The following is an 11,454-nucleotide window of genomic DNA, read 5'->3' on the forward strand; positions in this document are numbered from 1 at the left end:
CGCGTGCTCGCTCACGTTTCAGGCGGCTCTTCACTGATGACAGGCAGAGGCGCCGTGTCGAAGAACCGGTACTCCCTCGTGGGAAGGTGGATTGGTTTTCCCGCGGCCTCAGCAGCCTTCTCCCGGATAAAATCGTGATCGTCCCCGGAGAGGACAACCTGGCCGTTCGGATCGTACTCAACGTCCCCGCGTGCATCCAACTTGGTCGACATGGCAGCTGGCAGAACCAGACAGGCCGGATTTTCCATACGCCAGGTCCGGGTATCGGAATCGAGCCACTCCCACTCGTCTTTGAGGCTCACACTGTTAAGCACCGCCTTCCTGTCCGGCTTTCCTGAAGTGAATTCCGTCCAGATTACGCCCGCCATCTTGCGGATGACAGGCGGGTAATTCCTCGCACTCAGTTCAACAAGCCACGCGCAGGCGACGCAGCGCCCGGTACAGGTCAGAACCGCACCTGTAGCGGGAAGTCAGACGAATCGGCGCGCGACTGCCGAAGTCGCTTGCACGGAGTGACCGTAGTCCACCGCCGTTGGTCTTTCAGCCAATGACCTACAGTGCCTTCCGTCGTGTCCCGAATTCGATCCGCAGGTACCCGAGCTCTTCGCGTGGCAGGACGGCAGTCACTACCCCGTTGTTTCCGAGGGACGCTCCGACGGCGTACACGTCCGGATCCGAATCGATTTCCGGCCCAGGCAATTGAGCGCCGTCAACCCGGACGGTGATCTCGCGGGTGCCGGGTGCGTTTCTGGGTCCCGGGCGTGACGAACCCCGGCGTTGCCGCCATCCGTTCGCACCGGTAGCGGTTCATCAGGGATGTGGCTCAGGTGGTCCGTCAACACCCACGCCAGCGATGACGGTCCGGCCCCGTCACGGTGCCAGCTGGTCCTCACAGCCTCCCAAAGTTGCGGGTAGCGAAGCCTTTCAACCTGCTCAACCAGCCACTGCGGCCGTGGCCAGGGAGGAACAAGCTCGATCGAGGTCCGGGTCTCCTCATCGGTTTCGGCCAGGTTGACCGGGTCGGATTTATCTTCGGGGTTCCGCCACACGGTGTAGCTGATGCTCACTGACATCTCGTTGTACCAGCGCGAGTCCGTCCCCGACTGGAGATACTGAGCATGGCCGGGTCTTCCAGCGACGCCTGCTGCGTGAGCCCGAGGACAGGGATGGGCATCAGTTTTAGGCGCCTGGCGGTCTCGGTGCGCGGGTCGGGCGCGTCCTCGGGAAGCACTCCCTCGAATCTCATGCGCCGATTTTGCCCGTTGACGGGTCTGCTGACAACGGGTGTTGAGTGTTTTCCGACCCTTTGCATGCATTACGCGTGAATGCTCCAGAAATGCCAAAGGCCCCTTTTTTGGAGCCGCGTGATAACCCTCGTCTCTGGAGGTCGGTATCGTTCCTCAGGTTATCACGTGAGGACAAATTCCCGATCTCTCACGTCTCTCAACACTCGACCGCGGAAATGCAGGGATCAGAGCCGACTCGACCGGTGGTGGGGCGGGAAAACGGCCGCGGATCCCAATCCTGGCGCGGATTTTGCTTTCACGAAATCCCCACTCGACCAAAACCACCGCGGAAGGTACGTGCTTACTAAGAGGAAAAGTACTCTCTTATAAGGGACAGGGGTGCTGAGGGGGAAGAGAACAGGGGCCCCTTATATATATCTATCTTTTAAGGTCGTTTAAGTAGAGTAGTAGTAGTAGTAGGGGCCCTATATTCCCCGCCATTCCGGGGAATTTCCCACCCTACCAAGTGGTGGGTTTGCGGACGATCAATGGGAGCCGCGGCAGGGTTCCCAAAGGCAGTACCCAAACGAGAACCAGGGTCCCGGCACCGCACCCATTCGGCCTCATCGATTTTCAACGCAGCCGCACACACATTTGGCATGACGTCTCGAAACCCACCGCCCCGGTTTATCTCCACTGCCGGGCAGTTCGCGTCGCGGGCGCCCTTCCTCCGGCGGCGACAGTTTCTTGCGGTGTGCGAATGAGTCTCCTGTCCGGCCGGCTGCATCTACCGCCCCAGGAATCGATGGGGCGTGGAGTGTGACCAGCGGCGTGCTTACCGAGCCCTTCCACCATGTTGCATGGTCGCATGGTGCCGTAAATCACAGTCATCTATGGAAAATGTCAGGGAGTGCATCTAAAGTGCATGTCATGATGAGGCATGATGTCTGATACGTCCGCACCCCCCGCCGTCAGCGACGCGCCCCTAGGGGGTCTCCCGTCGGCCGACAAGACGCTGCTCGCGAACGCCCCCTTGGAGGTCGCGATCTGCGAGGTCAGGTTCACAGCGGAAGTCGGCAGCGTGCCCGTTGAGACCGCTGAGCGCGTCCGAGACGCCCTAGCCAAATCGTTGGAGGTCGATTTCACGAGCATCCAACCGGCCGCTCAGAACACGATGGAAATCAACCTGAACGCGGTAGGCGCTTCCTGGTCGGGCGAGGAAACAAAAGGCTGGCAGATCGCCTCGGCGCAGGGTCACCACACCGCGACCGTTTTTCCGGGCAGTGTGATCTGGCAAGTTGCCGATTACGAGCGCTGGAGCATCAGCATGCGTCGCCCGCTCGAGCTGCTTCTGGGGGCAATCGCATCCGACCTGTTCCCGTCGCTGGTACAGCGAATCGGGCTGCGCTATGTGGACCGCTTTGTCGACTCTTCGTGCGTGAAGCCGCAGGACTGGGAAGGGAAAATTGAGGCATCCCTGCTGGGCCCGCTTTGCAATCCTGTCTTCGGAGGATTGGTCACGAGCTCCCAGCAGCAGGTGGATTTCGCCCTCGATGGCCGCCACGGGGCGGTACTGCGACACGGCCCCATTCCGGATCCGGCCTCGAGGAGTGTCAACTATTTGCTGGACCTTGATGTTTTTGCCAACGCGAGCGAGTTGTTCAAGATCGACGACGTCCTGGGGACTGCGGAGAAACTGAACCGGACAGCGTTGAGCCTGTTCCAGGCGTGTGTCTCGGTGGACTATTTGAAAGCGCTTCAAGGAGAAGGAACGAGCTGATGACTGCGATTCCTGTAGCCCCAGGCTCCGGTACTGCTTGGCTGCCCGACTTGACCCAGGGCTTCCTGCCCCGGGCGTCCGAGGACGACGTCGACCTGACTCCGCTCGCCTTGGCACTGGTCGTTCCCACTCTGCGTGAAGCCGTGCAACGGTTCGACGAGGCATTGAATCCGATCCACGATCATGAGACTGTTCGCGTGGTCACCGCCGGCGACGCCCGCAAGTGGATCTCCAACATCTACATGCCTGGACCAATCCATGTGGTCACTATCGGTGAGACTACATCTGTAATGGAGCGCGCCTCATCGGTCGACCCGGAAACGGCGGAGCCTTTGGCGGTATTCGACCGCCTGCGAAGCGAGCTCGGAGTCACACAGGAGGAGCTGCTGGCTGCGACCGGCATCAAGCGCAGGACCTACTATTCGTGGAAGAAGCCGAACGCACCCCGACCGCGGCCGGCAAGCGTTGGAGCATTATGGAACCTGGCCGACGCCATGGTGGATCTGCGTGAGGAAATCGACCGTCCGGTCGCGGCCTGGCTGCATGCGCTGCCGGAGCGGATGGCCGCGCTCCGGGAGGGCCGTTTCGATGATCTCGTCGACCTCGCAGTAGCCATGCCCAAACCGGCGAAACGGGGGATGGGAACCTCGCGCCGCATGGGCGTGAGCCCGGACGTGGACGTGCCGATCGTCAATACCGGCAAACCGAAGGTGACCGTGGTCCAGCGAGGTGCTCGCCGTTGACCGTCGATGGCCTGCTTCCCGAGACCTGGCCGGAGGAAACCGTCGGCGCGCTGGACACCTGGCGTCAAGGCCATCTCATCCGTGGCGACCTCGTGGCATGGTTGGCGACGGCTGGTGGCTTGGACCCGGTCACCGGCGACGATTACTCCGACGACGGCGACGGGCTGCTTGCAGCAACTGCCGAGATCGGTGACACGGACTACTTCGCCATAGTCTCGCAAACCTGCGACATCGCCGCGACAGGGCCAGGAAGACGTCACCCCTTTGTCCACGTGTGTCCTGTACGGTCCTTGACGGCGGCCTTCGACTCACAAAAAATCCAACAAGCCCGTAACGGAGAACTCGGCGAATACGTCTACCTGACCAAGCCTCCCATCACGGGAGCGCAGTGGGCGGTCGACCTGCGGGTCATGGTTCCACTCAGCAAAGGCTCCCTCGCGCGATCCAGCCCCATCGAGGGCTTCGCCTGCGAAGACGACGAAATCGATCTGGCTGCCAGGATTGCCGGAAAATTTGAGCGCCCCGCGCTGCACGACTACCTGTCGAAGGACCTCGTCGATTCCCTCAACACGCTGGTCACGAAGGCGCGAAAAGCATCTGCGGACTGGTGTGAGGATGTCGAACAGTTCAGGCTCGAAATCGAAGGACCGCGCCTTGCACCAAAACGGGTTCGCCTCGTCGTCATTACCGACGTGAACTACGGTTCCACGCTCCATCTTCTACGGAAGGGCCCGGTACGCGAGTACTGGAAGACACTGAAAAAGCCGCTTCGGAGCGCCGGGATCGAGCAAGGCTCCGTTGCTTTTCGCTACATTGACGATCTGAAAGCCAAGGACTACCGGAACTCCGTCCCCCTCAACGTGCCGGCACTCGGCCGCGGCCGCTTTGACTAATGAGGTCCTCGGTCCCCTGCGGCAGGGCAAAGATACAAGCCCCTATGCGCGACGTAACCGGCACCCGAAAACCCACGGTGAGCTACAGGATCGCCACCAGCGCCGCCGCCACCGCTGATCTCGCGGCGATGATCACGGCCGCGGACCGTGCGCTCTACGAGGCCAAGAGCTTCAGACGGAACCGGATCGTTACCGCACGCGCCCCGAACGTAGAAGCGAAACTTTTCCTGCATGTAACCCACGGCCAAGGCCGGGTGTTTCCGTTACAGCCCACGGACGCAATCGGTTCGAGTGTCTGGTTGGGGTATACCCCAAGCTGACGTCAGGAAGCGGGCCGCCAATTGTGTCAGACTAGGGTGTTCTTTTTATTTGTTGACACTTATTGCCGGAGGTCTTAGATTTCAACCTGACACTCTCGTTAGGAATGGAACATGGTCGGGCAGCGCATCGGATACATCAGGGTCAGCAGCCTGGACCAGAACAGCCAGCGCCAACTCGAAGGCATCCAGCTTGACAGGACCTTCACGGACAAGGCGTCGGGCAAGGACACCAAACGCCCCCAGCTCGATGAGCTGCTGCGTTTCAGCCGGGACGGTGACACGCTCGTTGTGCACAGTATGGACCGGCTCGCCAGGAACCTGGACGATCTCCGGTCCCTGGTACAGCAGCTCACGGGGAAAGGAGTAAGGATCGAGTTCCTCAAGGAAAACCTGACCTTCACGGGCGAAGACTCACCCCTCGCAAACCTGATGCTCTCCGTCATGGGAGCCTTCGGCGAATTCGAGCGGGCACTGATCGGGGAACGCCAGCGCGAAGGCATCACCCTGGCCAAGGCGCGCGGAGCATACCGCGGCCGCCGGAAAGCACTCACGCCCGAGCGAGCCTGGGAACTTCGGGAACGAGCGGCCACCGGCGAACAAAAAACAGGACTGGCCCGCGAATTCGGCATAAGCCGCGAAACCCTCTACCAGTACCTCAAGACTCAGGGCTGAAGACCACGTCCGGTGGACGACCGGCTAACGGGCGCCTCTCAAAGATGGAATAAGGCAGGCAAATGATGCCGTGCGTCCTTTGCTCTTCGGCGAACCGGAGGCGGAGAATGTACCGCATGGACATCGACAGCGCGCCTTACCAGGAGTACCCCGAATTCATCGCCGAGACTCTGAGCAAGTTCGTCCGCTACACCTGCAATCCGGAGCTTCTGGCGGGCAAGCCCGGCGCTGCACCTGACGCGCCCAGCCACATGGCCCTTGTCTCCTTCCGCCCGAAAGTTCTGGAAAAGTACAAGGGGGACCCTGAGCGCTATTCGATAGGGGGCGGAAGGCTGAGGGAGGGCATCAAGTGGGATCTCCCGCTCTGGGAGAACGAGGATCCGATCAGAGTAAGCCTAGGCGACCTCGGGGTCTGTCTTCCCGCGGAAGAACGGCATCACTGGCGGAACTTCATGATCGAGCCCTAGCTTCCGAGCCTCGTCATTCCCCGACCACAGCCAGACTGGCACAACGACCCGGCATGTTCTGCCTATACGTGCCGGGACGACCTGCCGAATGCAGTACGACGTGACCGCGCTTGAGTGGTTGGTGCGGCAGGGACCGCCGAGGTCCTCGGCCCCATCACAAGATCGACCGCATCATGCGCAGCCCCATCCCCTAGCGGGCGGCGTGCCACATAGCGCTTGCGGTTCCCCCTGAGACACACATCTGCTGGACACGTCTCGTGCCGAACTATCGGGTGTAGCCGATCTTCATTCCAGTCATAAGGACATGGTTGCAGTAATCCCCCCGTCTCCGTGCATATGATCGTGCGGGTCTTACGTCCCTGGCCTAGGCCAGCAACTGCGCGGACCGTGGCGTCGGCCTTCCGCAGCACGGTGATCGACCGGCTTACGGGCTCACCTGCTGACGCGTGGCACCTCGGCGGGGCTTGCAGGGTGCTGGGGCGAAAAGCTCCATCCCATTCCCGGGGCAACCTCACGAACAGTTGCTGAAACAAGGGCTCCTGCTCGGTAAGACATTCCATGCGCAAGAAGACCCATAACAGGTCACAGGAATGATTTGTCCAACGATTGTAAACCCGCATGCCGGTCGGTAGTGTGCGGATCAGAGTCGCCCGACGCACCAATGCGCCGGGCGACTTGGGTTGTGGGGGACCCGATAAAGCTGAGTTCTCTGCCGCGCGATCTGGAATATCCAACATCTGAAAGCAGGAGAATTTCGTGACTCAGCACAAATTCAGAACATTGGGACTGCCGGCAGCACTTGTATTGTTGCTTGCTTCCTCGGTAGGCATCACTGCCGCCCAGGCGGCGCCCGTGCCGGCGCACGGTGACTTCAGGACCTCCGTTCCCGCGGCTGCCGCCAAGGACGGATTCGCGGACCGGCTCTCCGTGTGGGGGGGGAGAAGGACGGTGTGCTTCAGGTCGGCCTGACTAGTATCCACGGGAATGAGCTGGCCGCTTTGAAAGCACGATTGGGGCCCGACGTCGCCGTATTCCAGCACGATGGTTTTGAATCCGCTGTGAAGAAAACGCCTGTCCCGGCTTCGGTGCCTGTCCATGCGGTGGCGCCCAGTCGGAAGAAGCCGGCTCCTTCCTCGACTGCTACTCTCGCTGCGTCATTGACGCCGAGCAATATCCCGCCGTTCATTGACAGCGAACCGTACTACGGCGGCGACCGAATAGTCAGCACCCAGGTGGAGAATGGAATCAACTACGTCGTCCAGTGCACCGTTTCGGCCCCATATGTGAACAGCTCGACGGTCTACATGATGTCAGCCGGACACTGCGGACCCACAGGAACCGCGTGGAACCAAGGTTACTTCGACGGGTCAAATATCTACATCTCGGGATCGATGGGTACGGCTTCTTCCGTTCAGTGGGGCAACAACAGGATCGATGGTGCTCTCTTGACCGGCGCTAGCTACGCTCCCTACATCTGGACCGACGGTGCCAACTACGTCAGCGCACATGTCACGGGGGCTGCCACGGTCGTGCCCAAGGGAGTCAACCCCGGGACCGGAGTCTGTACCGATGGGTCCTTTACTGGTTATGCATGCGGTGGAACAGTTAGCTTCACCAATGCTTGCGCCAACATCTCCGAAGGAAGCGTTGTCTACTACGTTTGCGGGCTGGACATCGCAGATTCAGCAACTCCCATCGTGCAGTCGGGAGACAGCGGAGGGCCGGTCGTTGTGCCCACATCCGGAGGGGTCCTGATGGCCGGAACAATCAGTGCCCAATCCAACGGCGGGAAAGAAGTGCTCTTCTCCGATGTCAACTATCTTCAGCAGGTCTTCGCAGTCTCCGTGGCGTCCTGACGTGTTTCCCATGTTTTACGTGACGAGAGGGGTCGTCGCGGTGGTCATCACGGTGGCGGCCCTTTTCGGCCTTCTTTCTTGTGGAGCGGACATGAGCAGTCCCGGACAAACGGGCGGCGTCACAGGCCCGGCAACGACCAATCCCGTGCTGACTGCTCCGGTAAAGACCAGCCCCGGCATCCAGACCCTGACCCCGGACTTCCCCGAGCTCCGCCCTGACACCTCACCGGCGGCGACGGGTGACACTGTGCCGTGGAAGCTCGTGAAGGTCGACACGGTGAACAACCGTATCTACCTTTCTGCCGAACAGGTCAGCTGCACGGTCCCCGAAATGGTCCACCTGCAGGAAACGCCCACGGAAATCATCATCGCCGTGACGGGCAAACCAACCTCAACGACATGCACGGCCCGGAAGGTGAGTCTGATTGGCTACGTGCAACTGCACGACCCAATAGCCAGCCGCCGTATCGTCGGAAACAGCCAGTAAGTTCCATGGCCCTAATCTCCCCGCGGGCTCACGGTATGCTCGCTCCGAAACCCGGTTCCGCGCGCCTGGTGGGGGCCGGGACTTCGGCGGCACCTACTCAACGGCCCTCGACATAACCGGGCAGCAAGTATGTGTCATCACCCAAATGGTCAGCAAGGTCGGCTCGATAAATACGGCGCGCCTCCCCAAGACCGACTTTGCCAGGCCGAGTAAATTCGCACCGCCTCGTGGGCCCTCGTCGCGGCGACAGTCGGCCTGGTCGCATGCACTGCCGGTCTCATCTAGGCGACGCTGGCCGCCTGAACCGGCGGCGGGCGGCCAGCGATGCCCGGTAAGGGATCGGCTTACGGGCGCCGTGACCGGGCAAGATCGGCGTAACGCGCGCGCTCTTTCCTTCGCATAGACTCGCGCGTATGGGGAGCACCGATACGAACAAGATCAAGCGCACCAGACAAGTTCTCGTCTACGCCATCGCTGTATTGACGGCGGTGGTGACCTCGCTAATGGGGTCGATGGTGGTCGCGGCGCGGACCGACAACGGGTTCATGCTCAGTGTCATCGTCCCCGCGACGATCGTCTTTCTGCTGACTGAGGGCGTATTCGTTGGGAAGCTCATCAGCTTGGGCAGGCCGTCCCGGTTGTAGGTCCGCGAACTGACAGATTTACAGCCGACTCGCCGAGCATATCCGCGCCCGCAGCGGGATCTCTTACCGGACACATCGGAGGAACTCACGACGTACGGTTGGAGGGTGCCCTCACCGAGCATCCACGCAGACGACCCGAGAACACGCTCGGGGTTCCACCTCCTTACTCCGGACCAGGTGCCAGCGCCGTACGACGAGCGGGGGGTTGATGCGGCCATCCGTGACGTGTCTAACGCGCACGTAGCTGAAGATGGACTTCTGGCGTGGTTCCAGTCCACTTGGCGAGCGGATCCGTCCGGCCTTCGCTGCTGCTCGCTCGTACCGATCGGATTGGTCAGCGACGCTCAACTTGTCCTATTGGGCGATCGCCGACCCCGCTTTAAAGCTGCTGTCGGAAGCGGGTCAACCCGCGCATTGGATCGACGTTGGCTCAGACTGGCGTACTTTCCACAAGCAGGATGCGGCCGTGATGGCCCGGTTTGCAGAACAACAGAGCAACTCCTAATCCCAACGGCTGTTCGCCCGCAACGCGATCGGCTAACGGGCGGACTGTCCTACTGCTCCACTCAGGGTCAGGATCTCGTCGACAACATGCGCGAGCGGACCGGTGGCGTCGATGGCGATGCCACCTCGCGGAATGTCCGCCTTTGTGCGATGCAAACGGAGTATGAGGTCCAGTTCCGCTTGCCGGCGCTGTCCTCCCCATTCGTCCTCCCGCCGGTCGTCGAGCCGGCGAACCAATGTTTCGGTGTCGACCTCGAGCACGAAGACGCCGTTGAACAAGTCAATAAACTTCGCGAATTTTCGCGATCCCCCACAGAAGAACGTCACCGCCTGGCGCTGATCTGCGACGAGCGCTTTCACTTTGTCGACCCGCCAAAGGTGGTCATCGTGAACGGCAAGACCAGTGACGTCCTCCATCGGTGCCCCGGTCTCCGGATCACCCTGGTACGCGAGTTCTCGATCGCCGTGAACGACGTGGTAACCGCGCCTTGCCAGCTCCTCGCACACGGAGGTCTTCCCGGTTCCGGAACCTCCTTCAATGAGGAAGTTTCTCCTGCCCATAGTGAATGGTAGTCAGACACTGCACCCCACGAGCGTTCGAGGATCGGCTAACGGGCACGGTTAGAGACCCCCGGGGGTACGTGCGGCCACCCCCCAGCCGCTGGTTCCGACCAGCAGTCACAGACCATAAGGCGGGAACATAGGACGGTCCGTCGGCAAAGCTTCGTTTATGCGGAATGCTGCGCGGTCGCCAGGGCACTGGCGGTTAGGACCGTAGCCATGCGGAGGTTCTCGGTGGCGGCGATGATGTTCTTCACCGTTTCGGGGTCTGCCTTGTTTGGCGAGCCGTGGTCGAACGGGGGCTCCGGGTCGTATTCGATGGCCAGTTGGATCTTCCGGGCTTCGTCGTCACCAAAGAGTTCCGCCGCCAGTGTGAAGGCAAAATCAATCCCCGAGGTAACGCCGGCACCCGTAATCCGGTTTCTGTCTCGGACGACTCTTTCCGATGTCGGTTCGACGCCGAAGTGTTCGAGCATCCGCAGGGAGGCCCAGTGGCTGGTGGCCCGGTAGCCGGTGAGGAGACCCGCGGCAGCAAGGGTGAATGATCCCGTGCAAACGGAGGTGATCCAACGGGCCTTCTTTGCCTGGAGTCGGAGAAAGTCCAGAGCCTTAGGGTCCTCGAACAAGTCGAATGCCCCTGCGCCTCCGGGGACAAAGAGGACGTCAGCCTGGGGGCAGTCGTCAAGGGTCGTAGTGGGCACAATGCACCAGCCGGCGTCGGTGGTGACGGGTTCCAAGTCATGCCAGGCGAGGTGAACTTCGGAGTTCGGGAACTTGGAGAAAACCTGGGCGGGCCCGGTGAAATCCAGCTGGGTGACCCTTGGGAAAAGGAGGACAACGATTCTCAGCGGACCCGACGACATGTTTTCAGACTATATGAGCGCGCGCGATGTCCGGCATCTTCGTTCGAATAGCACTGCCCGTTGGTTGAGCTAGAGATATTGGCCGCGTCTGTGGTGCGACACGCTGTGAATCGCAGCAATATATGGCCGGCCGCCCGTTATGACTGTGACAGGTTTGGATGGCCCCGGTAGGACGGTTATTTCTGGCCCCACTTTGTGACTCGCCGGGCAGTTGCGACGGTTATGTGTGGCCCCGCCTTCAACGTTGGATTCATCAGTGGATGGATGCGGCGGAAGGCTGGTCTGGATGGAGTCGAGGGTGGAGTTGTTCGCGCGGATCCGACGCGATGCCCGGGTCGAGGGCTTGTCGGTTCGTGCGCTGGCGGCCCGGCACGGGGTGCACCGCAGGACGGTTAGGCAGGCTCTGGAATCAGCTGCACCGCCGGAGCGTAAGCCGAG

13 protein-coding genes are annotated in these 11,454 nt (G+C 61.1%); 9 read left to right on the forward strand and 4 right to left on the reverse strand.

The features are described from left to right. Positions 1-11: 11 nt before the first annotated feature. Together E1809_RS22975 and E1809_RS26900 are read right to left on the reverse strand one after the other, a co-directional pair. Positions 12-368, reverse strand: a complete 357-nt coding sequence (locus E1809_RS22975) for a hypothetical protein (RefSeq protein WP_133206565.1) — start codon at positions 366-368, stop codon at positions 12-14. A 184-nt stretch (positions 369-552) separates the two neighbouring features. Beyond that, positions 553-699, reverse strand: coding sequence for a hypothetical protein (locus tag E1809_RS26900; RefSeq protein WP_165962472.1), 147 nt, complete (start codon positions 697-699; stop codon positions 553-555). A 1,470-nt stretch (positions 700-2,169) separates the two neighbouring features. Between E1809_RS26900 and E1809_RS22980 the strand changes: the two genes are divergently transcribed. The 9 genes from E1809_RS22980 (at position 2,170) to E1809_RS23025 (ending at position 9,088) form a co-directional block, all read left to right on the forward strand. Next, a complete protein-coding gene (locus tag E1809_RS22980; RefSeq protein WP_235835743.1) occupies positions 2,170-3,006 on the forward strand; it encodes a TIGR04255 family protein in 837 nt (278 codons plus the stop codon). Next, complete coding sequence (locus E1809_RS22985) at positions 3,006-3,749, forward strand: helix-turn-helix domain-containing protein (protein WP_133206567.1); 744 nt, start codon at positions 3,006-3,008, stop codon at positions 3,747-3,749. The genes E1809_RS22980 and E1809_RS22985 overlap by 1 nt, the downstream gene beginning before the upstream one ends. Then, the gene (locus E1809_RS22990; RefSeq protein WP_133206568.1) at positions 3,746-4,642 is read left to right on the forward strand and encodes a hypothetical protein; all 897 of its coding nucleotides are present in this window, start codon (positions 3,746-3,748) and stop codon (positions 4,640-4,642) included. Before E1809_RS22985 ends, E1809_RS22990 begins: the two co-directional genes overlap by 4 nt. 44 nt (positions 4,643-4,686) lie before the next feature. Next, on the forward strand, positions 4,687-4,962 hold the full coding sequence (locus E1809_RS22995; protein WP_133206569.1) for a hypothetical protein: 276 nt from the start codon (positions 4,687-4,689) through the stop codon (positions 4,960-4,962). A gap of 111 nt (positions 4,963-5,073) precedes the next feature. After that, entirely contained in the window at positions 5,074-5,634 is a 561-nt protein-coding gene (locus E1809_RS23000) for a recombinase family protein (protein WP_133206570.1), read from the forward strand. Positions 5,635-5,750: 116 nt separating this feature from the next. Then, on the forward strand, positions 5,751-6,101 hold the full coding sequence (locus E1809_RS23005) for a hypothetical protein (RefSeq protein ID WP_133206571.1): 351 nt from the start codon (positions 5,751-5,753) through the stop codon (positions 6,099-6,101). A gap of 1,157 nt (positions 6,102-7,258) precedes the next feature. Continuing rightward, the gene (locus E1809_RS23015) at positions 7,259-7,957 is read left to right on the forward strand and encodes a chymotrypsin family serine protease (protein WP_133206573.1); all 699 of its coding nucleotides are present in this window, start codon (positions 7,259-7,261) and stop codon (positions 7,955-7,957) included. A gap of 91 nt (positions 7,958-8,048) precedes the next feature. After that, positions 8,049-8,444, forward strand: coding sequence for a hypothetical protein (locus E1809_RS23020; protein WP_133206574.1), 396 nt, complete (start codon positions 8,049-8,051; stop codon positions 8,442-8,444). 413 nt (positions 8,445-8,857) lie between these two features. Next, positions 8,858-9,088: a hypothetical protein gene (locus E1809_RS23025; protein ID WP_133206575.1), complete on the forward strand. Its 231-nt coding sequence runs from the start codon at positions 8,858-8,860 to the stop codon at positions 9,086-9,088. Between the two features lie 537 nt (positions 9,089-9,625). Here the strand turns inward: E1809_RS23025 and E1809_RS23030 are convergent. Together E1809_RS23030 and E1809_RS23035 are read right to left on the reverse strand one after the other, a co-directional pair. Next, positions 9,626-10,153 carry an AAA family ATPase gene (locus E1809_RS23030; protein WP_133206576.1) on the reverse strand — a complete coding sequence of 176 codons (528 nt, stop codon included), beginning with the start codon at positions 10,151-10,153 and terminating at the stop codon, positions 9,626-9,628. 167 nt (positions 10,154-10,320) lie between these two features. Beyond that, complete coding sequence (locus tag E1809_RS23035; RefSeq protein WP_133206577.1) at positions 10,321-11,016, reverse strand: DJ-1/PfpI family protein; 696 nt, start codon at positions 11,014-11,016, stop codon at positions 10,321-10,323. Positions 11,017-11,454: the final 438 nt, after the last annotated feature.

The organism is Arthrobacter terricola (assembly GCF_004354015.1).
Taxonomy (GTDB): domain Bacteria; phylum Actinomycetota; class Actinomycetes; order Actinomycetales; family Micrococcaceae; genus Arthrobacter; species Arthrobacter terricola.

Bases quoted from the DNA above. Each gene is read 5' to 3' on its own strand.
- E1809_RS22975 (WP_133206565.1), bottom strand. From the start codon at position 368: ATGGCGGGCGTAATCTGGACGGAATTCACTTCAGGAAAGCCGGACAGG.
- E1809_RS22980 (WP_235835743.1), top strand. From the start codon at position 2,170: ATGTCTGATACGTCCGCACCCCCCGCCGTCAGCGACGCGCCCCTAGGG.
- E1809_RS22985 (WP_133206567.1), top strand. From the start codon at position 3,006: ATGACTGCGATTCCTGTAGCCCCAGGCTCCGGTACTGCTTGGCTGCCC.
- E1809_RS22995 (WP_133206569.1), top strand. From the start codon at position 4,687: ATGCGCGACGTAACCGGCACCCGAAAACCCACGGTGAGCTACAGGATC.
- E1809_RS23000 (WP_133206570.1), top strand. From the start codon at position 5,074: ATGGTCGGGCAGCGCATCGGATACATCAGGGTCAGCAGCCTGGACCAG.
- E1809_RS23005 (WP_133206571.1), top strand. From the start codon at position 5,751: ATGGACATCGACAGCGCGCCTTACCAGGAGTACCCCGAATTCATCGCC.
- E1809_RS23020 (WP_133206574.1), top strand. From the start codon at position 8,049: ATGAGCAGTCCCGGACAAACGGGCGGCGTCACAGGCCCGGCAACGACC.
- E1809_RS23025 (WP_133206575.1), top strand. From the start codon at position 8,858: ATGGGGAGCACCGATACGAACAAGATCAAGCGCACCAGACAAGTTCTC.
- E1809_RS23030 (WP_133206576.1), bottom strand. From the start codon at position 10,153: ATGGGCAGGAGAAACTTCCTCATTGAAGGAGGTTCCGGAACCGGGAAG.
- E1809_RS23035 (WP_133206577.1), bottom strand. From the start codon at position 11,016: ATGTCGTCGGGTCCGCTGAGAATCGTTGTCCTCCTTTTCCCAAGGGTC.